Consider the following 21756-nt stretch of genomic DNA (forward strand, 5'->3'; position numbering starts at 1 on the left):
CTTTTTTAATTGCAATCAAAAAAGTAACTTTGCGCCTTGAAAAAGAGAGGGGAAATCCTATATAAAACAATAATAATTTAATTAGATACAAAAATGTCTACAACAACAGGTAAAGTTTCTCAAATTATTGGGCCAGTTATTGATGTTGAGTTCAATACTGAAAGCAATGAGCTTCCAAAAATTTATGACTCATTAGAAATTAAAAAAGCTGATGGCTCTATTTTAGTTTTAGAAGTTCAACAACATATTGGTGAAGATACTGTTAGAACTATTTCTATGGATGCTACTGATGGATTGCAAAGAGGAGCTGAAGTAATAGCTACTGGAAGTCCAATTCAAATGCCAATAGGAAACGACATTTATGGTCGTTTATTTAACGTTACTGGTGATTCTATTGATGGTTTAGGTAACTTAAGTAAAGACGGTGATAATGGTTTGCCAATTCACAGATCTGCTCCGAAATTTGAAGATTTATCTGTATCTACAGAAGTTTTATTTACTGGTATTAAAGTAATCGATTTAATTGAGCCTTATGCAAAAGGAGGTAAAATTGGGTTATTTGGTGGTGCAGGTGTAGGTAAAACTGTACTTATTCAAGAGTTAATTAACAATATTGCAAAAGGTCATGGTGGTTTATCTGTTTTTGCAGGTGTTGGAGAAAGAACTCGTGAAGGAAACGATTTACTTAGAGAGATGTTAGAATCTGGAATTATCAAATATGGTGATGATTTTATGCATTCTATGGAAGAAGGAGGATGGGATTTATCTAAAGTTGATAAAGCTGGAATGAAAGACTCTAAAGCTACTTTCGTATTTGGTCAAATGAATGAGCCACCTGGAGCACGTGCAAGAGTTGCTTTGTCTGGTTTAACTATTGCAGAATACTTTAGAGATGGGGCAGGAGAAGCACAGGGTAAAGATGTACTTTTCTTTGTAGACAACATCTTTAGATTTACACAAGCAGGTTCTGAGGTATCTGCACTTTTAGGTCGTATGCCATCTGCAGTAGGTTATCAACCAACATTAGCAACAGAAATGGGTGCAATGCAAGAGCGTATTACATCTACTAAAAAAGGTTCTATTACATCTGTACAAGCGGTTTACGTACCTGCAGATGATTTAACAGATCCAGCACCAGCAACAACATTTGCGCACTTAGATGCTACTACAGTATTGTCTCGTAAAATTGCAGAGTTAGGTATTTATCCTGCAGTAGATCCTTTAGATTCTACTTCAAGAATTTTAACTGCTGAAATTTTAGGTGATGAGCACTATGATTGTGCACAAAGAGTAAAAGAAATTTTACAACGTTATAAAGAATTACAAGATATTATCGCAATTTTAGGTATGGAAGAATTATCTGAAGAAGATAAATTAGTAGTTCATAGAGCAAGACGTGTACAACGTTTCTTATCTCAACCTTTCCACGTAGCTGAACAATTTACAGGTATTCCTGGAGTTTTAGTTGATATTAAAGACACAATTAAAGGATTTAATATGATTATGGATGGTGAGTTAGATAAATATCCAGAAGCAGCATTTAACTTAAGAGGATCTATTCAAGATGCAATTGATGCTGGTGAAAAAATGTTAGCAGAAGCATAAACAAAGTTTTAAGTTTTGTGTTATAATTAAATAACAAAAAACTAAAAATTAAAAACTAAAAGAAAATGTTTTTAGAAATTGTTACACCAGAAGCTATATTGTTTTCATCAGAAGTTGATTCTTTATCAGTACCTGGTTTAAATGGAGAGTTTCAAATGTTAAATAATCACGCTCCAATAGTTTCTGTTTTAAAAGAAGGAACTATTTATATTCATGTTCACTCTCAAACTAAATTAGAGTTGGATGATTTACATGGTAAATTAATTCCAGATGAATCAGATGATAAAATATTAACATTAGCTATTAATTCTGGAACTTTAGAATTAAATGATAATAAGGCTATTATTTTAGCTGATTAATTTATAATAATACATTAAAAAAAGCCTTAAAGCAGTATCTGTTTTAAGGCTTTTTTATTTTAGATATAGTTCTAAAAAAAACACCTTTACAATAAAGATGTTTTTTTTAGCAATTTTCCCTTTTTCGAAACTCATTTAACTAAGTAAATAGAACACTTCAAATATCATCTAAACATCAAAACATACCAAAAGTGAAAACATTGTAAATTTTAGAGGAAAAACCCTTTTTTTTATTCCTGTTGATGTACACCTATAAAATTTATAGTATATTTTCACATTATTAATTTTTAATTCATTTATAATGAAATCGCTACCAATAAAATTAAGTTTTTTATTCGCTTTTATGTTACTTGTATCTTCTTGTAATCAAGTAAAATCGAAAGAAGATCCAGATCATTTATCTTGCTATCCTAATAACAAAAGACCAAGTCAAGCTATTACTTATAAAGAAATGGCAAGTATGTTTAAAGAATACGATAATGGACAAAAAAAAGTTTTAGATGAATATATTACTAAAAAGTCTGATGGAAAACAGAAGGTAGCTACCATTTCAGAATTTTTTAGTATTGATGAATTGAAACAATACATTGCTTATATAGAAAAATTATCTAAAGAAAAGGACATTAAATTAACAGGAGTTAAAATTTTTACTGCAGCTTATCCTTCAGATTATAAAGTAAAAGCATATCAAAATAGAGTTTCTTTTATTTTAATGCCAACTACAGATATAGGGGATAAGAAGAATGTTGCTTACGAGCCTTTAAAATCGTCTAAAGGGAAACCTGTACCTATGCAAAATGTTTTAAATATGTATGCAGATGAAACTACTAAAAAAGTGGATAGAGCCTCTATGTTTACTTTAAGGTTTATGCAAGATGATGATGAAAGTTCTGCTTTAAACAGGGGCGCCCTGCATCCTAAAACCGATTAAAAATGTCTTTTGAAATTGAAGAAGTTTACAAATATTTTGAATATTTATCTTTACTATTAGCTTTAGTTTTTTATACAAAATATAAAGGTTATTCGTTTTATAAGTTTTTTGTGTTGTTTTTATTGAATAGTTTTATATTCAACCTAATAGCATTAAATTTTAAAAGTGTAAATAACCACGAATTATTCAATATTTATACTTTTTTTGAGTTTAATATTTTTACATTATTGTATTATCATCTGATATCAAATAAAAGAAATTTAAATACAATTAAAATTCTAGCCATTTTATTTAATGCTCTTTATTTGTTAAGCTTCTTTATAAAAGCGCTACAATCATATTCTGTTCCTTTTGAAGCTTTACTTAATAGTGTTTTTATAATCATATACTTTAAGGAGTTGTTAATGTCTGATAAAGTTTTAAATTATAAAAAATTGTTGCCTTTTTGGGTATCAGTTGGGTTTTTAATTTTCTATCTTACAACAATTCCATTTTTTACTATTGTGTATTTTAATTTTTTTAAAGCTGAATTTGGAGGAGAATTACTTTATTCTATAATTATTTTATTTAATTTGTGTTTTATATATGGTTTAATTAGATGCAAGAAGAAGGAGATATAGTTCTTATCATATCATCATTATTAGTGCTTTTTATTGTGGTAGCATTAATAATTTTATTTACTGTTTTTCAGAAAAAGAAAACCTTTTTATTAGAAAAACAAGAAGAAGATAAAAAACGTTTTGAAAGAGAAATTGCAGAAACTCAAATAGAAATTAGAGAAGAAACTTTAAGAAATATAAGTTGGGAGTTGCATGATAATATTGGTCAATTGTTAACATTGGCAAAAATTCAATTACAAAATGCAACTAAAGAGAATATAGCAGAAGTAACAAAAACCATTTCTCAAGGATTAACAGAAGTCCGTTCTTTATCTAAATTGATTAACCCAGAAGCCATTAAAAATATTGAACTAAAAGAAGCGATACAATTAGAAATAGATCGTTTTAATCGATTAAATTTTATCGCTTCTAAATTAAATGTTATTGGTGAGGTGCAAGAGATTGATAAAAAATCGAGCATAATCATTTTTAGAATTTTACAAGAATTTTTCTCAAATACCATAAAACATTCAAGAGCTTCAGACTTAAAGGTAACTTTAGAATATTCTAATACTAATCTAAGAATTATTGCAAGCGATAATGGAGTTGGTTTTTCATCCGAAGTAAAAAAAGATGGTATTGGGCTGATAAATATTAAAAATAGAGCTCACTTAATTGGTGCTGAAGCCGTATTTACATCAGAAGAAAATAAAGGAACAACCTTAGAAATTAATTATAAATTATGACGCAATTTTCGGTAGTTGTTGTTGATGACCATACATTGTTATCGCAAGCCATACAAACAATGGTAAACACTTTTGAAAAATTTAATGTATTGTATACTTGTAAAAACGGTCAAGAATTAATCGATAAATTTACAAGTGCATCCGAAAATATTCCTGATATTGTTTTGATGGATATTAATATGCCAATTTTAAACGGAATTGAAACGACAGAGTGGATTCATAAAAATCATCCAAAAGTAAATGTAATGGCTTTGTCTGTAGAAGATGATGATAAAACTGTTTTAAAAATGCTAAAGGCTGGTGCAATAGGTTATTTATTAAAAGATACTGAAAAATCTGTGTTAGAAAAAGCCTTGATAGAAATTGCTGAAAACGGATTTTATCATTCTAAAAATGTAACCAATTTATTAATGAAATCTATTTCTGGTAATAGAGATGAAGAAATAGTTTTAAAAGAAAAAGAAATTATATTTCTAAAATTGGCCTGTACTGAATTAACTTATAAAGAAATTGCAGATAGAATGTGTTTAAGCCCAAAAACAATAGATGGTTACAGAAATAGCTTGTTTATAAAACTAAACGTAAAAAACAGAGTGGGTTTGGTAATGTATGCTATTAAAAATAAGATATACACTCCATAAAAATATCGTAAATTTGCGGCATGGAAGAAACAAACAGACAAAGAAAAATTGCAGGAGTTCTGCAAAAAGATTTGGTAGATGTGTTGCAGAAAGCTGCACAAGATGGAATGAAAGGTGTTATTATATCTGTTTCTAAGGTTCATGTAACTTCAGATTTAGGGGTAGCAAAAGTATATTTAAGTATTTTTCCATCAGAAAAAAGAGACGAAATTGTAAAAGGTGTACAATCGAACACTTTTTTTATTCGTCATGAAATGGCAAAAAGAACTAGAAATCAATTAAGAAGAATGCCAGAATTATTGTTTTTTGGTGATGATACTTTAGATTATTTAGAAGAAATTGATAAATCTTTAAAGGGTGAAGATGAAAATCCTATTAAAAACCCTGATGTTTTACCAAGACGTAAAAAAATATAAATTCAATATACTTAATTGAATTTTTCTCTATACATAGCCAAAAGATATTTATTTACAAAAACCAGTAATAATGCTATAAATATTATTACCATAATTGCATCTTTTGGTGTTATTGTTGGTTCTTTAGCCTTATTTATTATACTTTCTGGTTTTTCTGGTTTGCGAACTTTTAGTTACAGTTTGCTAGATGCATCAGACCCAGATATTAAAATTACGGCAGTAAAAGGAAAATCTTTTTTTATTGATGAAAATATCAATCAAATACTAAAAAGTAATCCTGCTATAAAAGCAAGTTCTAAAATTATTGAAGAACGTGTTTTTTTAGAGTATCAAAGCAAAAACGAAATTGCCTATATAAAAGGTGTAGAAGATAATTATGCCCAAATTACAAATATAGATTCGTCTTTAAGTGTAGGAAATTGGCTAGAAAAAGAATACTTAAAAACGGCTGTAGTGGGTAGAACTATTGCAGCAAAATTATCTTTGGGAGTTAGAAGTTTTGGTGAACCTTTGTCTATAATGATACCAAAACCTGGTACAGGTTTTATAAATCCGACAAATGCATTTTACAAAACAAATGTTCAAATAGTTGGTTTGTATACAGGTACAGAAGATTTTGAAAGTAAATTTGTTTTTGTAAATCTACAAGAAGCTAGTAATTTATTGCGTTTTAAAGAAAATCAAGTTACTGCTTTAGAATTAAAACTTACAGATTATGTTTTAGTTGATGATATTGCTGAAGATTTACAAGATAAATTAGGTGCTGATTTTAAAGTGCAAACCAAAGAACAGTTAAATGAAGTATTCTATAAGGTGATAAATACAGAGAATTTTGTGTCTTATCTTATTTTTACATTGATTGTAATTATTGCCTTATTTAATGTAGTTGGAGCTATAATTATGATGATTATTGATAAAAAACAGAACCTAAAAACCTTATTTAATTTAGGAACTACCATAAAAGAAATAAAACGAATATTTGTTTTACAAGGCTTTTTACTAACTGTTACAGGTATGGCAATTGGTTTAGTTATTGGGGTTATTGCTGTATTTTTGCAAATAAAATTTGGTTTATTTATGATTACAGAAAACTTAGCTTACCCAGTAGAATTTAGATTTTCTAATCTATTCATTGTCATATTTACGATTACAACTTTAGGATATGTAGCTGCTAAAATTGCAAGTAGCAGAATATCTAAAGAATTTGTAGAAAAATAAATTATCTAATTTCTGGAATAATAGTATTCCCAAATTTTGCTTCTACTTCATCAAAAGCATTAAAAACATCTTTAGGATCATCAGAAGTAACCATTTTGGTTCTGTATTCTTTAAAATGCGGAATTCCTTTAAAATAGTTAGTGTAATGTCTTCTGGTTTCTACAACTCCCAAACGTTCGCCTTTCCAGTCTATGGCCATTTGCAAATGACGTCTTGCCATTTCTGTGCGCTCGCTAATTGTTGGTTTTGGTAAATGTTCTCCTGTTTTAAAAAAGTGTTTTACTTCGTTAAAAAACCAAGGATAACCAATAGATGCTCTACCAATCATACAACCATCTAAGCCATATTTATCGCGCATTTCCATGGCTCTTTCTGGTGATGTTACATCTCCATTTCCAAAAACAGGAATATGCATTCTAGGGTTGTTTTTTACTTGTGCAATTGGTTTCCAATCTGCATCACCCTTATACATTTGTGCTCTTGTTCTACCATGAATCGAAATGGCTTTACAACCTACATCTTGCAAGCGTTCTGCAACTTCTACAATTCGTATAGAATCATGGTCCCAGCCCAAACGAGTTTTTACAGTAATAGGTAAATTGGTGTGCTTAACCATCGCTTCTGTTAAAGAAACCATTAAGTCAATATCTTTTAAAATACCTGCACCTGCACCTTTAGAAACTACTTTTTTTACAGGACAGCCAAAGTTGATATCAATAATATCCGGATTTGATTTTTCAACGATTTCAATGGTTTTTAACATCGAATCTAAATTGGCACCAAAAATCTGAATTCCTACAGGTCTTTCTTTTTCGTAAATATCTAGTTTGATAACACTTTTTGCGGCATCACGAATTAAACCTTCAGAAGAAATAAATTCTGTGTACACCACATCTGCTCCATTTTCTTTGCACAAAGCTCTAAAAGGTGGATCTGAAACATCTTCCATGGGTGCTAACAATAATGGAAAATCTGGAAGTTCAATGTCTGCTATTTTAACCAAAAAAATAAATTTTGTGCAAAATTAAGGTTTTTAGGGCTGATAACCCAATAACTACTACAAAGTATATAAACAAAAATAAATATATATGATTTAAAATTGAATCACTTTCTCAACTTCTGCATCTCCTCTTTGTACAATTACTTTTGTTGAATTGCCTTTTTCAAAAACGGATAAAGCACGCATATAACTCATCATATCTACAACAGTACTATCTCCTAATTGAATAACGATATCTCCTTTTTTAAGTCCGGCTTTTTGTGCAGGTTTACCTTCTGAAACTCCGTCAATACGCATTCCTTTACCATCAAATAAGTAATCTGGTATTACACCTAAACCAACTTTAAAACGTGGCGTACTTTCGCTTTCGTTTTTGGTTTTTCTAAACGCTAATTTTCCATTATCATCTAAATCAGAAATAATATTAAAAATATAATCAGAAATTAAATACATTCCATCATAATTCAATTTTTCTGAATCATCACCTGGTTTGTGATAATCTTCATGTTGACCCGTAAAAAAATGCAATACAGGAATATCTGCCAAATAAAAACTTGTGTGATCACTTGGTCCAACTCCAGATTCTTGCTGAATTAATTTAAAATTATCGTTATGCGATTTTAAAATTTGTTTAAAAATTGGCGAAGTTCCTGTACCATAAACAGCTAAAGAAGAATCTTTTTTCATGCGTCCAACCATATCCATATTAATCATATACGATACTTTTTTGGTGTCTATTGTTGGGTTTTTTACAAAATAATTAGAACCTAAAAGTCCCATTTCTTCACCAGAAAAAGCCATAAAAAGATAATTATTGTTGGTGTTTTTATCTTTTAATTTAGCCGCTAAATTTAATAAAACCGAAACTCCAGAAGCATTATCATCTGCACCATTATGTATGGCTTTTATAGAATCTCTGTATAAAGAACCTTCGCCACCAAAACCTAAATGATCGTAATGCGCGCCAATAATAACCGTATTTTCTGCTTTGTTATCTATAAAACCAAGTACATTATTTCCTGTAATAGTTCCATCTCCATTTACATCAAACTTTACTTCGTCATGCGGATTTGTTTTTGGTTTAAACGTAAAAGGTTGCAAATAATCTTTGGTGCCTTTTTGTAATAAACCTAATTCTTTAAAACGTTTTGCAATATATTCCGAAGCTTTTATCTCTCCTTCAGTTCCAGTTTGTCGTCCTTCTAATTCATCCGAAGCTAAAAAAGTTACATCTTCTTTAATTCGAGATTCTTGATTTATTTTTGGAGTACAAGAGTATAAAACCGCTAAAAAGAGAATTAAAATGCTATTTTTCATATAGATATATTATTTTTGCAAAGTTAATTAATAAATAAGAAAATGAGAATTCTTTTTTTACTGGTAGTAGCTTCCTTTGTGCTTTCTTGCAAAAGCGAAAAAAAACAAACCGAAACTAAAGTTTCTAAAAAAAATGAAGTAAAAAACTCTTTAATTTATCCTGAAGAAACCCATTTTAAAAGTTTACGTCAAGTTACTTTTGGAGGTGATAATGCAGAAGCGTATTGGAGCTTCGACGATAAACAATTGGTGTTTCAATCCAACTATAAAAATTGGAATGTAAGTTGTGATCAAATGTTTTTAATGAATGCAGATGAAGATTTTAAAAATAAAATGCCACCAATGATTTCTACAGGAAAAGGACGTACAACTTGTGCTTATTTCTTACCTGATAATAAACATATTATTTATGCATCTACACATTTAGTAGATGAAAACTGCCCAGAAGTACCTTTGCGTAAAAACGGAAAGTACATTTGGCCAGTGTACGATTCTTTCGATATTTTTGTTGCGGATTTAGAAGGGAATATTGTAAAACAATTGACTAATGAAAAAGGATATGATGCAGAACCTACAGTATCCCCAAAAGGCGATAAAATTGTGTTTACATCTACCAGAAGTGGCGATTTAGAATTGTACACCATGAATATTGATGGTTCTGATGTAAAACAAATTACAGACGAATTGGGGTATGATGGTGGTGCGTTTTTCTCTCCTGATGGTACAAAAATTATCTTCCGTTCTTCAAGACCAAAAACAAAAGAAGAAATTAAAGCATATAAAGATTTATTGGCTGAAGGTTTAGTAGAACCAACAGAAATGGAGCTTTACATTTGTAATGCAGATGGTTCTGAATTGCGCCAATTAACAGATTTAGGAAACGCCAATTGGAGCCCGTTTTTTCATCCTTCAGGAAAAAAGATTTTATTTTCATCGAATTTTGAAGCAGAAAAAGGGTTTCCTTTCAATTTATATTTGATAGATATAGATGGTAAAAACCTAGAAAGAGTTACACATGGAGAAACGTTCGATGCTTTTCCTGTTTTTTCTAATGATGGAAAAAAACTGGCTTTTTCATCAAACAGAAATAATGGAGGAGGTAGAGATACCAACTTATTTATTGCAGAATGGCAAGACTAACAGGATTGAATTCTGAAATAAATTAAAAGAGATACCAATTGGTTTATTGCAGAATTACAAGATTAAAAATTCCTTTTTTGATTAATTTTACAAACACAAATTTTTAAAGTTATGGGAGCAAAAGAAAATATATTAAAAGACATTCATTCGTTAATGAACGAAAAATTTACAAATCCTGAAGCCGCTTTTCAAAATTATGACAAAGACAAAGACGGAGCTTTAAATAAATCTGAAATTAAAGATTTGCTAAAAGATGCAGGAGTTTCTGGCTTTTTAAGAGGTATTGTAGCAGGAGAAATGTTAAAAGGCTATGACAAATCTGGAGACGAAACCATAAATTGGGAAGAGTTTAAAGTAGCCATTGCAGAGTTAGATAGAGATTATTAATCTCCAATAAAATCTTAGTAAAAGCACAATGGTTTCATTGTGCTTTTTTTATTTGACAAGGTGAGTAAATAGCATATCTTTGTCAGTTGAAAGTAGTTAGAAAACGAAGTATGAAGAACATTAGAAACTTTTGCATAATTGCACACATAGATCATGGTAAAAGTACATTAGCAGATAGATTGTTAGATTATACTGGCTCTGTAACAGAACGTGAAAAACAGAATCAGTTACTAGATAATATGGACTTAGAGCGCGAACGTGGAATTACCATTAAATCGCACGCCATTCAAATGGATTATATCCACAATGGAGAGCCATTTATTTTAAATTTAATTGATACTCCAGGTCACGTAGATTTCTCTTACGAAGTTTCTAGATCTATTGCAGCTTGTGAAGGTGCCTTGTTAATTGTAGATGCTGCACAAAGTATACAAGCACAAACCATTTCTAACTTATACTTGGCTTTAGAGAACGATTTAGAAATAATTCCGGTTTTAAATAAGGTAGATTTACCATCAGCAAATCCAGAAGAAGTTACAGACGATATTGTAGATTTATTAGGTTGCGATCCAGAAGAAGTAATCCACGCAAGTGGAAAAACTGGTTTTGGAGTTGATAATATTTTAACGGCAATTATAGATAGAATTCCTGCACCAAAAGGTGATCCAGAAGCACCATTACAAGCTTTAATTTTCGATTCTGTTTACAATTCTTATAGAGGAATTGAAACGTATTTTAGAGTGATAAATGGAGAAATCAAAAAAGGCCAAGAGATAAAGTTCATGGCAACTGGTAAAAATTATTTTGCTGATGAAGTTGGTACTTTAAAGTTATCTCAAGTTGTAAAAAAATCCGTAAAAACTGGTGATGTTGGGTATTTAATTACGGGTATTAAAACTGCTAAAGAAGTAAAAGTTGGTGATACCATTACAGATGCTCACAAACCAACAACCGAAATTATTGATGGTTTCGAAGACGTAAAACCAATGGTTTTTGCAGGTATTTATCCTGTAGATACAGAAGATTACGAAGAGTTGCGTTATTCTATGGAAAAACTGCAATTAAATGATGCTTCCTTAGTATTTCAACCAGAAAGTTCTGCAGCTTTAGGTTTTGGATTTCGTTGTGGATTCTTAGGAATGTTACACATGGAAATTATTCAAGAACGTTTAGAGCGTGAATTTAATATGACCGTAATTACAACTGTACCTAACGTTTCGTATCACGCATACACAAAAAAGGAACCTGATGAAATAATTATGTTGAATAACCCAACAGACTTACCAGATCCTTCTAGATTAGATAGAGTAGAAGAGCCTTTTATTAAAGCTTCTATTATTACAAAATCCGATTTTGTGGGGCAAGTAATGAGTTTGTGTATCGAAAAACGTGGGCAAATTGTAAATCAGACCTATTTAACCACACAAAGAGTTGAGTTAATTTTTGAAATGCCTTTGGCAGAAATTGTATTCGATTTTTACGATCGTTTAAAAACCGTTTCTAAAGGTTACGCTTCTTTCGATTATCATCCAATTGGTATGAAAACTTCGAAATTAGTAAGAGTAGATATTTTATTAAATGGGCAACCTGTAGATGCACTTTCTGCATTATTACACGCAGACAATGCGTATACAATTGGTAAAAAAATTGTTGAGAAATTAAAAACGTTAATTCCTAGACAACAGTTCGATATTCCTATTCAGGCTGCAATTGGAGCAAAAATTATTGCCAGAGAAACCACAAAAGCATTACGTAAAGATGTTACTGCAAAATGTTATGGAGGTGATATTTCTAGAAAACGTAAGTTATTAGAAAAGCAGAAAAAAGGAAAGAAAAGAATGCGTCAAGTTGGTAATGTAGAAATTCCACAAGAAGCATTTATGGCTGTTTTAAAATTGAATGATTAAGAAGTTTTGAAAATAATCTACTACAGAATACTAGGTGTAATAATTCTTATAATTTGTGCTTTAATACTTTTTTTGTACAAGTTTGAAAATGATGTTTTAGATTTTTTTACAGGAATTTTGGTTGCTGTAGGTATAGCTTTAACATTTGGTTTTTTGCCTAAAAAGAAAAAATAATTTTAAAAACATAGATAAAAACCTTTTTGAGAAATCAAAGAGGTTTTTTGTTTGAAGCTATTTCCAGCTTTTCGCACTCGCTTTTTTTTATGTTGAATTTATTTCAGCATCGTGCTACTAAAAGAATCTAATTTCATTATTTAGAATAGATACTGAATCGAGTTTAGCATAAAAAAAGAGCTCAAACAAATGCTACAATCTGGGCTAAACTTGTTTGATACATTATGCAAACCGAAAAACTTTTAACAAATTAAAATACATAAACCTCACAGGTTTTTAAAACCTGTGAGGTTTCTATAAAAAATTAACTCTCCAGCCACTTTCTAAAGTCAGAAGTTGTAGAAGAACTTGTCATTACTTTTTCTTTATGATTTTTAATAGAAATGAGTAATCTATTTTTAAAATGACTTTCTATATTTTCTATAAAATCGATATTTATAATTTCGCTTCTGTTAATTTTAAAGAACTTTTTAGGGTTTAATTGCTGATGAATTGCGCCTAAATTTTGAGAAATTGTATGTCGTTTTCCGTCTTTATCATTTACCAAACAAAAATCTCCAGAAGCAGTTATTAAAGCAATGTCTATGGCATTTAACAATTGAATTCCGGTTGTTTTTTTAATTACAAAACGTTTTTTATAAGTGTTGTTTTCTTCTTGCAAAGCCGATTTTAAAACATCAATAGTTTTATTATTTAAAGTATTGTATGAGCCTTTTTTAAATAAAGCTTGGTATTTTTGAATGGCTTTGTTAAAATCGTCTTGAGAGTAAGGTTTTAAAATATAAGCAATTCCGTTTGTGTTAAAAGCCTGAAACAAATAATCATCGTGAGCAGAACAAAAAATAATAGGTGCTTTTACATCAATACTATTAAATAAATCAAAAGACAAACCATCTAAAAGTTGAATGTCTGATAGAATAAAATCGTACGAATTTTCTGTTAAAAATTTTTTCCCATCAACAATAGAACGCGCCCAATCTTGCGATGTTTTTACATCAAAATAAAGATCTAAACATTTGGTTAGTTTTTGATATGCAGGAATTTCGTCTTCTAAAATTAATATTTTCATAGTTATCTTATTTTTCTACTTGCATTTCTATCTTTTGGAAAAATCTAATTGACAAAAAAATTAGCTGCTTAATTCAATAATCGGAATAAAAACTTCAAATTTAGTCTCCATATCATGAATCTGAATTTTTTCATCCGAAAGTAATTTATAGCGCGCTTTTAAATTCTCTAAACCCGTACCAAAAGATTCATTTGTAGATTTTGTTTTCGATTTAGAATTGGTAATTATCAACCAACCATCATTAATTGTTAGGGTTGTTTTAATGGCATTTGTTCCATCAGATTTGTTGTGTTTTACCACATTTTCTAATAAAGTTAAAATAGATCCTGTAGGGATAAATTTATCAATTAAAGTGATGTTTTCTTCTATTGTAAACTCATAATCATCCCCAAATCTAGTTTTAATTAAAAAGATATAGTTTTTTGCAAATTCAATTTCATTTGCAAGTTCCATAACTTCTGCGTCCTTTGTTTTAATTAAATACCTGTAAATTAAAGACAGGCGATTAATGTATTCTTTGGCTTTTGCAGGATTTGAATCAATTAAAGAGTCTAAAGTATTTAAATTATTAAATAAAAAGTGTGGGTCTATTTGCGAACGCAGTAATTTTAATTCGTTTTCCTTTTGTTGTTTTTGAACCTCTAATAAATCTTGTTGGCCTTCATAGAATTTTTTCATCAGTAAAACTCCTAAAGGAAAACCAACCATATCAGTGGCATTATACAAACCATTTTGCAAATAAGTAAAATAATTAGAAATAGTACTCAAAGATCCTCCTGAAGTTAATCTACCAATCAAATTTTCTACAGTACCAACAACAGTTAGCAATATTAAGCTAATGATAAAAAATTGCAAATAAGCTTTTTTATGAACTAAAAATGTAGGCACGATTTTTTGAATAAATACCAATATTAATACCGTTGATAAAAAGGCTGTTGATGGAAAATCTATTAAATATTCAATTAACTTATTCCCTTCTTTATAATAATCTATACAGCCTAAGAGAATAGTAACTCCGTAAATTAAGGAAAGAATTACCCAATCAGATTTGTTTAATTTCGTGTTCATAGTAGAACGAATATATTAATTACTATCGTTAATTCTGTTTTCTTCGTCTGTATTTCTGTTTCTGTTGGCTTTTTTCTTACCAAATTTAGAACCAAAACTATAAACTAATCTTAATTGAATATTTTGCCTAGAACCATTGCTTTCTACAGCTGCAGTTCCATTTCCATAATCTATAGAACCATTAAAACCTCTGTTTAGCATTTTACTAAAGCCTAGATTTATTTTTAGTTTATCGTCCATAAACTTTTTACCAAAAGAAAAATCTAAATCAGCAAACCAATCAGCTTCAATTTGCCCTTCTAAAGCTCCAGTTCCGTAATTTGCACTTAATTCAAAATTGATGTCCCAAGGTAACTGATAATTCGCTTGTAAAAACCAAATTAAGTTCCATTTGTTTAAATCTACACCATAAGTAGAAGATTGGTAATCTGTATTGGTAACAATTATACCTGTGTAACCTTCTAAACCTTTTGTAAAGTTTACAGGGGCAAACAATCTAAAATTCCAGTTGGCATTATTTTCTACATTTACATCTTGTTGTCTTATCTGTGCAGTTTCGTTGTCTTGTTTTATTAATTGAAAAAGTACATCATCTGTTTTACTATAACCTATTGTAAAAAAGGGTTGCCCTTCGTAAGTTAAGTTAAATTGATAGTTATTTGTGTAAGAAGGTGTTAAATTCGGATTACCTTCGCCAGCAGAATAAGGATCAAAATAGGTAGCAAAAGAGTTTAAACTGCTGTAAGAAGGTCTTTGAATTCTGTAGCTATAAGATAAGCTTGCACCTAAAATATCATTAAATTTTCTGCTGATAGAAGCACTTGGAAAGATTTTTTTAATTGGTCGTTTTTTTACTTCGGATATTAATACTCCATTGTCTAAAAAAGTTGAGGTTCCATCTGTATTACTATCTTCATAACGTAATCCACCAGAAAAAGACCATTTTCCAGAAGTTGCATTAATTTTAGAATACAAAGCAAAAATAGTTTCATCAATTACAAAACGACTGCTTTCATTATCATCTTTATCAAAATTACCATTTGTGTTTTGAGAAAAAGATTGTAAATCGTTGTCTGTTTTTACATCAGCAAAACGAGTACCAGCACTTACTTTTAAGTTGTCTGAAAATGTTTTTGTATAATCTGCTCTGTATGTTTTTATAGCATATGTACCATCTTGTATGTATTTTCTGTCTGTAAAAGAAATTGTACTACCTGCAACATCAGATAAAATGTTTGTATTGTCGTTAGTAAAATCTACATAATTAAAGTCGATAACTAATTTGTCTGTTTCTGTTTTGAATTCGTAATAAGGGTTGATGTTAAAGTTTTTTCGTTCTCTATCAAAACTGTTTTCAGAAAATAAAGTATTTGTAGTATTGTCATCAGAAATAATAGTTTCGCTAGTTGCAATTCTGTCTGAGTTTCTTGTATTTATTCTTGCTCCAATACCTATAGAATGTTTGTCGTTAATATAATAATCTAAACTACCACCAATTCTAAAATTAACAGGATCGTAAGGTTCTCTTGTTGCTTGGTCGTAAGTTTCATCGCCCACAGTTCTTATTAAAAACAAATCTTCTCTCCAAGTTGGTTGCGAGTAACCTGCATTTGCTTGCCAATTTAATTTGTTTTTATAGCTAGCAATCGAAAAACCAGAACCCCACTCAAAACCTTCGTCTTCACCAACCCAGGTATTTACGCTTCCATGTGTGCCTAATTTTACGTTTTTCTTTAAAATAATATTGATGATTGCTCCAGAACCAGAAGCTTGATATTCTGCACCAGGTTGTTCTACAACTTCAATTTTTGCAATATTATCCGCAGGAAAATCACGTAATAAAGTTTCAACATCCATATATTCTGTGGTTTTTCCGTTGATTAATATTCTAACCCCACTATTACCAGCAATAGATATTCCGTTGTTTGTTACTAAAACACCAGGTACTTTTCGCATAACATCTTGTAAGTTGGTATTAATCATTTCAGATTTTTCTAAATCAACAATTAGTTTTTCTGCTGTTTGTTTAATTACAGGTCTTTTACTTTTTACAACAACTTCGTTTAAGGTTTGTGTTTCTTCTTTTAAAGTGATGTTAAGTGTTTTGTCTGAATTTAAATCAAAAGCATCAATAATTTGAGATTTAAAACCTAGCATCGAAATTTCCATTTTGTAATTTCCTGTACCTATTTTTTCAAAAATATACGTTCCATCATCATTAGAAACTGTTCCATTTGGTTTTGCATCTTCACCTGTTTTGTACAAAATAATGTTTGCAAAAGGTAAAGGTTGATTTTGTTCGTCAACAATTTTACCAGAAATTTTATGTTGAGAAAATGTTGTTAAAATTCCGAAGAAAAAAATCATGGTAAATTTTAAGGTTTTCATAAGATTGATTTTTTTAGTTGCTGTTTTAATATTTGTTGATTTGTTTTAATAGAAATTGAGTTCAATTCGAATTTTTATAAACTGCTATTTTAATTACACTGTAAAATTGCTGGATTTGTAACTCTTTTAAAATGCAAATCTGATGAACTGGGTTAAAATTCCGATAAACAGATTTCTTTTTTCTATGTACACAAGACGCTTAAAATCAATAAAAAGTTTCCTGCATAAAAAAGCTTCGATTTTTATCGAAGCTTCATAATTAAAATATTTTATAAAAATGAGGTTAATCTCTACCACCTAAAACTTGCATTCCCCAATATAAAAGCATCGCTAAAGAACCCAAAGCAGCCACTAAATATGTTCTTGCAGCCCATTTTAGTGCATCTGTAGCACCTGCTAATTCTTGTTGAGAAACCATATTTTTGTTTCTTAACCAAGCTAAAGCTCTATTACTTGCATCGTATTCTACAGGTAAAGTAATAAAACTAAAAACAGTGGCAATTGCCATTAAAGCTAATCCAGCAACAGCTACATAATAACCAATACCAGCATTACCAGAAGCAGCACCTAAAATTAAACCTCCAATTACCATCCACTGAGAAAATTTAGAAGAAATACTAACAACAGGCACTAATTGAGAACGTAAAGTTAACCATTGATAAGCTTTTGCATGTTGTACAGCATGCCCAACTTCGTGCGCAGCAACAGCAGCTGCAGCAGCATTTCTTTGGTTGTAAACAGCCTCACTTAAGTTAACAGTTTTATCTTTTGGGTTATAATGATCTGTTAATCTACCAGGTGTAGAAATTACTTTTACATCAAAAATACCATTATCAGCTAGCATTTTTGTGGCAATTTCGGCACCACTCATTCCGTTTCTTAAATTAACCTGAGAATATTTTTTAAATTTTTGCTTTAATTGATTGCTTACTAACCAACTTACTAAAGAGATTACACCAATCAATATATAGAACTGCATCATATTTTATCTTATTTTAAAAGTTTATACCATATTGTTTGATAAATTTACAACATAAATTATTCCAATTTAATTTTTTAGGACTAAAGATATTTTATTGGCACAGATTTAAGAGTTAAAATTAAGAATTCATTAAGAATAGATGTCAAAATGGCAAAAAAACCTAATATATTAATTGTATATACAGGAGGTACCATTGGTATGATTAAAGATTATAAAACAAATGCGTTAAAAGCTTTTGATTTTAATCAGATTATAGAAAAGATTCCAGAATTAGAACAATTAAATTGTAATATAGAAACGATTTCTTTTGATGAGCCTATGGATTCATCAAATATGAATACACATTATTATAGAGAAATTGCAGAAACTATAGAAAACAATTATTATCAGTTTGATGGTTTTGTAATTCTTACAGGTTCAGATACCATGTCTTATATATCTTCTGCCATAAGTTTTATGTTAGAAAACTTACAAAAACCCATAATTTTTACAGGATCTCAATTGCCAATTGGTGATTTACGTACAGATGCAAAAGAAAATTTAATAACATCCATAGAAATTGCTTGTTGTCAAAAAAACAATAAACCCATTATTTCTGAGGTTTGTTTGTACTTCGAATACAAATTATATAGAGCAAACAGAACAACAAAAATAAATGCAGAGCAGTTTGAAGCTTTTACCTCTATGAATTATCCACCTTTGGCAGAAAGTGGAGTAAACTTAAATTTTAATCCCTATTATTTAAGTAAACCAGCATCCAAAGAAAAGAAACTTGTAGTAAGAAAACAATTGGTAAACGATATTGTCATTTTAAAGCTGTTTCCAGGTATTACAAAAAAAGTTATTCAAAGTATTTTTAATATCGATAATTTAAAAGGGATTGTTTTAGAAACTTATGGAGCAGGTAACGCACCCAATGAAATTTGGTTTCTAGATTTATTAAAAGAGGCAATTTCTAAAAATATAAGAATTGTAAATGTTACACAATGTTCTGGAGGTGGTGTTGTGCAAGGCCATTATGAAACCAGTTTAAAGTTAAAAGAAATAGGTGTAATAAGTGGCAAAGACATTACTACAGAATCTGCAGTAGCAAAATTAATGTACCTTTTAAATGAAAATTTACCATTAAACGAGTTTACAACCTATTTTGAACGATCAATTAGAGGTGAAATTACTGACGAATAACGTAAATTTTAACAATGATTTTTCAGAACACCGTTTTTTTCTAAATAAAACGTGTTAAAACCGAGAAATAGAGCAAAAAAATTTTTTTATGCATAACATTTTTTGTTACTTGGCAGTCTCTAAAACGAAAATGAAGCTGTTGTTCGTAAAAAATAGATAAAATGCTTTTTATTTTCTGTTTTTGAGATGAAAATTTATATCTTTAACCCGTTAACTATTAAAATTAATTTATAACTAAGATGAAAAAAGTAGTAAATGTCTTATCTGTAACAGGATTTATGTTTTTTGGAGCTGTACAATCCTCTTTTGCTCAAGAAGCAGCAACAGAATCACAAACGTTTCACCAAATATTAAAGCAAAACTTTATTGATGGTGGGCCAGGATTTATGGGAATTGTATTGGTAGCTTTAATTTTAGGATTAGCTATTGCCATTGAAAGAATTATTTATTTAAATATGGCTACAACTAATACTAAAAAATTATTGGCAAATGTAGATGATGCTTTAAGTTCTGGTGGTGTAGAAGCTGCTAAAGAAGTTTGTAGAAATACAAAAGGGCCAGTTGCATCTATTTTTTATCAAGGTTTAGATAGAGTTGATGAAGGTGTAGAAGAAGCAGAAAAAGCAGTAGTTTCTTATGGTGGAGTTCAAATGGGACAATTAGAGAAAAACGTTTCTTGGATTTCTTTATTTATTGCATTAGCACCAATGTTAGGTTTCATGGGTACTGTAATTGGTATGATTGGAGCATTTAACGATATTGCTGTAGCAAATGATATTTCTCCAGCCGTAGTTGCAGGTGGTATTAAAGTAGCCTTATTAACAACAGTATTTGGTTTAATTGTGGCTATTATTCTTCAAATTTTTTACAATTACATCGTATCTAAAATCGATAGTATTGTAAATAATATGGAAGACGCGTCTATCTCTTTGATAGATTTATTAGTAAAGTATAAAAAATAAAAATCAATATGAAAAGTAATAAAATTTTAAGTATTTTCATTGCTGCGATAGCCCTTATTGGTGGTGTCCTTTTCATAAGAATTTTTATGACAGATACTGAAGCAATTGAAACTGACGTAGAGGTAGCTAACAGTGTTGTTAGTCCGCTAATCTATTATTCAACTTGGTTGTTTTTAGCAGGTGTAATTATAACGATTGTTCTTTCTTTGATTAGTTTAATAAGAAATCCAGAGAACTTAAAGAAAACCTTAGGAGGTTTAGCAGTTTTAGCTGTTCTTTTAGTAATTGCATATTTCTTATCAGATAGTAACGCAGTTTATGATGCAAATGGAATTGCTGTTTTACAAGGTGGTGAAGAAGGTTCTTCTGTAAATCAATGGGTAGGTACAGGAATATGGTATAGTACAATACTATTAATTATTTCTGGAGCATTTTTTATTGTAGATTTATTAAAAGGATTAGTTAAATCGTAATATATGGCAAGAAGAGAAAATCCAGAAATTAACGCAGGTTCTATGGCAGACATTGCTTTTCTGTTATTAATTTTCTTCTTAGTAACCACTACAATGAACGTAGATTCAGGTGTCTCTAAGAAGTTATCAGAAAAACCACCAGCAGATTATGTTCCGCCAGTTATTAAAGAAAAAAATATCTTTGAAGTTAATATAAATAGAAATAACGAACTTCTTGTAGAAGGAGAACGTATGGAAATTAAAGATATTAAAGACGCCGCTGTTAAGTTTATTGACAATGGTGGAGGAATAGGAAAACCTGGTGAAGATGGGTCTCCTGGTAAGCCATGTGATTACTGTCAAGGAGAAAGAAGTGAGTCTTCTTCAGATCATCCTAATAAAGCTATTATCTCTGTACAAAGTGATAGAGGTACAAATTATGGAACTTACATACAAGTTCAAAATGAGCTATTAAGAGCTTACAGCGAATTAAGAAACAGATTGTCTAAACAACGTTATGGAATAACTTATGATGAATTAGAAGAATCGTTTAAAGACGCTAAAAAGAGTTCTGAGGGTGTAAACAGAGTAGAGTCATTAAGAAAGAAAGTTGAAGATATCAAAACTGCTTATCCTCAAATTATTTCTGATGCTGAGCCAACCTCATAATTAATTTAAATTTAAAACAAAACTATGTCTAAATTTAGAAAAAAGAAAAAAGGGATTCCTGCAGTTAATACAGCAGCCTTACCAGATATCGTTTTTATGTTATTATTCTTCTTTATGGTTACTACAACTATGAGAGAAACGGATTTAGTAATAGAAAACCCAAGATTACCAAGCGCAACTGAAATTAAAAAGTTAGAAGATAAAAGTTTGGTAAGCACTATTTATGTTGGTAAATCTAAAGATCCTAATACTTATGGTGTTGGTTATAACAAAATTCAGTTAAATGATAAGATTTCTACTGCAGATCAAGTTCCAGCTTTTATTTTTAGTAAAAGAGATAAAATAGCAGAAGCTATGCATCCTTTTATGACAACTTCTATAAAAGCAGATAAAGAATCTAATGTAGGTACAATTATAGATATTAGATTAAAATTAAGAGATGTTAATGCTCTTAAAATTAATTATTCATCTACTGCACCTGCTAATTAAGTAGTATAAAACTTTATATAAAAAGGGTTAATTCTTAAGAATTAACCCTTTT

21 protein-coding genes are annotated in these 21756 nt (G+C 29.8%); 15 read left to right on the top strand and 6 right to left on the bottom strand.

Annotated features, from left to right (window positions below):
- Positions 1 to 93 precede the first annotated feature (93 nt).
- The 7 genes from atpD to ACWYN7_RS00945 all read left to right on the top strand — a co-directional run bounded on the left by atpD (position 94) and on the right by ACWYN7_RS00945 (position 6515).
- Positions 94 to 1605 (top strand): F0F1 ATP synthase subunit beta, encoded by a 1512-nt coding sequence (gene atpD, locus ACWYN7_RS00915; RefSeq protein ID WP_462857966.1) that lies wholly within the window; start codon positions 94 to 96, stop codon positions 1603 to 1605.
- 65 nt (positions 1606 to 1670) lie between these two features.
- Positions 1671 to 1964 (top strand): FoF1 ATP synthase subunit delta/epsilon, encoded by a 294-nt coding sequence (locus ACWYN7_RS00920; protein WP_462857967.1) that lies wholly within the window; start codon positions 1671 to 1673, stop codon positions 1962 to 1964.
- Between the two features lie 301 nt (positions 1965 to 2265).
- Positions 2266 to 2895: a hypothetical protein gene (locus ACWYN7_RS00925; RefSeq protein WP_462857968.1), complete on the top strand. Its 630-nt coding sequence runs from the start codon at positions 2266 to 2268 to the stop codon at positions 2893 to 2895.
- Positions 2896 to 3493: 598 nt separating this feature from the next.
- Complete coding sequence (locus ACWYN7_RS00930) at positions 3494 to 4240, top strand: sensor histidine kinase (RefSeq protein ID WP_462857969.1); 747 nt, start codon at positions 3494 to 3496, stop codon at positions 4238 to 4240.
- Positions 4237 to 4881, top strand: coding sequence for a response regulator transcription factor (locus tag ACWYN7_RS00935; RefSeq protein WP_462857970.1), 645 nt, complete (start codon positions 4237 to 4239; stop codon positions 4879 to 4881). The genes ACWYN7_RS00930 and ACWYN7_RS00935 overlap by 4 nt, the downstream gene beginning before the upstream one ends.
- A gap of 20 nt (positions 4882 to 4901) precedes the next feature.
- Positions 4902 to 5297, top strand: coding sequence for a 30S ribosome-binding factor RbfA (gene rbfA, locus ACWYN7_RS00940; protein WP_462857971.1), 396 nt, complete (start codon positions 4902 to 4904; stop codon positions 5295 to 5297).
- Positions 5298 to 5312: 15 nt separating this feature from the next.
- Complete coding sequence (locus ACWYN7_RS00945; RefSeq protein WP_462857972.1) at positions 5313 to 6515, top strand: ABC transporter permease; 1203 nt, start codon at positions 5313 to 5315, stop codon at positions 6513 to 6515.
- Between the two features lies 1 nt (position 6516).
- On the opposite strand, the gene dusB is transcribed toward ACWYN7_RS00945, so the two are convergent.
- A complete protein-coding gene (dusB, locus tag ACWYN7_RS00950; protein ID WP_462857973.1) occupies positions 6517 to 7518 on the bottom strand; it encodes a tRNA dihydrouridine synthase DusB in 1002 nt (333 codons plus the stop codon).
- A 90-nt stretch (positions 7519 to 7608) separates the two neighbouring features.
- Positions 7609 to 8832: a M28 family peptidase gene (locus tag ACWYN7_RS00955; protein WP_462857974.1), complete on the bottom strand. Its 1224-nt coding sequence runs from the start codon at positions 8830 to 8832 to the stop codon at positions 7609 to 7611.
- Between the two features lie 42 nt (positions 8833 to 8874).
- Here ACWYN7_RS00955 and ACWYN7_RS00960 point away from each other — a divergent pair, with 42 nt between their 5' ends.
- The 3 genes from ACWYN7_RS00960 (at position 8875) to lepA (ending at position 12266) form a co-directional block, all read left to right on the top strand.
- On the top strand, positions 8875 to 9972 hold the full coding sequence (locus tag ACWYN7_RS00960; protein WP_462857975.1) for a TolB family protein: 1098 nt from the start codon (positions 8875 to 8877) through the stop codon (positions 9970 to 9972).
- 111 nt (positions 9973 to 10083) lie between these two features.
- Positions 10084 to 10359: an EF-hand domain-containing protein gene (locus ACWYN7_RS00965; protein ID WP_462857976.1), complete on the top strand. Its 276-nt coding sequence runs from the start codon at positions 10084 to 10086 to the stop codon at positions 10357 to 10359.
- 110 nt (positions 10360 to 10469) lie between these two features.
- A complete protein-coding gene (gene lepA / locus ACWYN7_RS00970) occupies positions 10470 to 12266 on the top strand; it encodes a translation elongation factor 4 (protein WP_462857977.1) in 1797 nt (598 codons plus the stop codon).
- Between the two features lie 478 nt (positions 12267 to 12744).
- On the opposite strand, the gene ACWYN7_RS00975 is transcribed toward lepA, so the two are convergent.
- The 4 genes from ACWYN7_RS00975 to ACWYN7_RS00990 form a co-directional block, all read right to left on the bottom strand.
- Positions 12745 to 13509, bottom strand: coding sequence for a LytR/AlgR family response regulator transcription factor (locus tag ACWYN7_RS00975; protein WP_462857978.1), 765 nt, complete (start codon positions 13507 to 13509; stop codon positions 12745 to 12747).
- A 60-nt stretch (positions 13510 to 13569) separates the two neighbouring features.
- Positions 13570 to 14577 carry a sensor histidine kinase gene (locus tag ACWYN7_RS00980; protein WP_462857979.1) on the bottom strand — a complete coding sequence of 336 codons (1008 nt, stop codon included), beginning with the start codon at positions 14575 to 14577 and terminating at the stop codon, positions 13570 to 13572.
- Positions 14578 to 14592: 15 nt separating this feature from the next.
- Positions 14593 to 16965, bottom strand: coding sequence for a TonB-dependent receptor (locus ACWYN7_RS00985; RefSeq protein WP_462857980.1), 2373 nt, complete (start codon positions 16963 to 16965; stop codon positions 14593 to 14595).
- 283 nt (positions 16966 to 17248) lie between these two features.
- On the bottom strand, positions 17249 to 17947 hold the full coding sequence (locus tag ACWYN7_RS00990; protein WP_462857981.1) for a zinc metallopeptidase: 699 nt from the start codon (positions 17945 to 17947) through the stop codon (positions 17249 to 17251).
- A 147-nt stretch (positions 17948 to 18094) separates the two neighbouring features.
- Here ACWYN7_RS00990 and ACWYN7_RS00995 point away from each other — a divergent pair, with 147 nt between their 5' ends.
- The 5 genes from ACWYN7_RS00995 (at position 18095) to ACWYN7_RS01015 (ending at position 21704) form a co-directional block, all read left to right on the top strand.
- On the top strand, positions 18095 to 19132 hold the full coding sequence (locus ACWYN7_RS00995) for an asparaginase (protein ID WP_462857982.1): 1038 nt from the start codon (positions 18095 to 18097) through the stop codon (positions 19130 to 19132).
- A gap of 239 nt (positions 19133 to 19371) precedes the next feature.
- Positions 19372 to 20094: a MotA/TolQ/ExbB proton channel family protein gene (locus tag ACWYN7_RS01000; protein WP_462857983.1), complete on the top strand. Its 723-nt coding sequence runs from the start codon at positions 19372 to 19374 to the stop codon at positions 20092 to 20094.
- A gap of 8 nt (positions 20095 to 20102) precedes the next feature.
- Positions 20103 to 20567, top strand: a complete 465-nt coding sequence (locus ACWYN7_RS01005) for a hypothetical protein (RefSeq protein WP_462857984.1) — start codon at positions 20103 to 20105, stop codon at positions 20565 to 20567.
- 3 nt (positions 20568 to 20570) lie between these two features.
- Positions 20571 to 21215 carry an ExbD/TolR family protein gene (locus ACWYN7_RS01010; RefSeq protein WP_462857985.1) on the top strand — a complete coding sequence of 215 codons (645 nt, stop codon included), beginning with the start codon at positions 20571 to 20573 and terminating at the stop codon, positions 21213 to 21215.
- Between the two features lie 24 nt (positions 21216 to 21239).
- Complete coding sequence (locus ACWYN7_RS01015) at positions 21240 to 21704, top strand: ExbD/TolR family protein (RefSeq protein ID WP_462857986.1); 465 nt, start codon at positions 21240 to 21242, stop codon at positions 21702 to 21704.
- Positions 21705 to 21756 lie beyond the last annotated feature (52 nt).

Source organism: Polaribacter sp. M10, assembly GCF_054968445.1.

Coding starts and splice junctions, on each gene's coding strand:
- atpD (WP_462857966.1), top strand. CDS start 94: ATGTCTACAACAACAGGTAAAGTTTCTCAAATTATTGGGCCAGTTATT.
- ACWYN7_RS01005 (WP_462857984.1), top strand. CDS start 20,103: ATGAAAAGTAATAAAATTTTAAGTATTTTCATTGCTGCGATAGCCCTT.
- ACWYN7_RS01000 (WP_462857983.1), top strand. CDS start 19,372: ATGAAAAAAGTAGTAAATGTCTTATCTGTAACAGGATTTATGTTTTTT.
- ACWYN7_RS00990 (WP_462857981.1), bottom strand. CDS start 17,947: ATGATGCAGTTCTATATATTGATTGGTGTAATCTCTTTAGTAAGTTGG.
- ACWYN7_RS01010 (WP_462857985.1), top strand. CDS start 20,571: ATGGCAAGAAGAGAAAATCCAGAAATTAACGCAGGTTCTATGGCAGAC.
- ACWYN7_RS00975 (WP_462857978.1), bottom strand. CDS start 13,509: ATGAAAATATTAATTTTAGAAGACGAAATTCCTGCATATCAAAAACTA.
- ACWYN7_RS00985 (WP_462857980.1), bottom strand. CDS start 16,965: ATGAAAACCTTAAAATTTACCATGATTTTTTTCTTCGGAATTTTAACA.
- ACWYN7_RS00920 (WP_462857967.1), top strand. CDS start 1,671: ATGTTTTTAGAAATTGTTACACCAGAAGCTATATTGTTTTCATCAGAA.
- rbfA (WP_462857971.1), top strand. CDS start 4,902: ATGGAAGAAACAAACAGACAAAGAAAAATTGCAGGAGTTCTGCAAAAA.
- ACWYN7_RS00980 (WP_462857979.1), bottom strand. CDS start 14,577: ATGAACACGAAATTAAACAAATCTGATTGGGTAATTCTTTCCTTAATT.
- ACWYN7_RS00955 (WP_462857974.1), bottom strand. CDS start 8,832: ATGAAAAATAGCATTTTAATTCTCTTTTTAGCGGTTTTATACTCTTGT.
- ACWYN7_RS00995 (WP_462857982.1), top strand. CDS start 18,095: ATGGCAAAAAAACCTAATATATTAATTGTATATACAGGAGGTACCATT.
- ACWYN7_RS01015 (WP_462857986.1), top strand. CDS start 21,240: ATGTCTAAATTTAGAAAAAAGAAAAAAGGGATTCCTGCAGTTAATACA.
- ACWYN7_RS00935 (WP_462857970.1), top strand. CDS start 4,237: ATGACGCAATTTTCGGTAGTTGTTGTTGATGACCATACATTGTTATCG.
- ACWYN7_RS00925 (WP_462857968.1), top strand. CDS start 2,266: ATGAAATCGCTACCAATAAAATTAAGTTTTTTATTCGCTTTTATGTTA.
- ACWYN7_RS00930 (WP_462857969.1), top strand. CDS start 3,494: ATGCAAGAAGAAGGAGATATAGTTCTTATCATATCATCATTATTAGTG.
- ACWYN7_RS00965 (WP_462857976.1), top strand. CDS start 10,084: ATGGGAGCAAAAGAAAATATATTAAAAGACATTCATTCGTTAATGAAC.
- lepA (WP_462857977.1), top strand. CDS start 10,470: ATGAAGAACATTAGAAACTTTTGCATAATTGCACACATAGATCATGGT.
- ACWYN7_RS00960 (WP_462857975.1), top strand. CDS start 8,875: ATGAGAATTCTTTTTTTACTGGTAGTAGCTTCCTTTGTGCTTTCTTGC.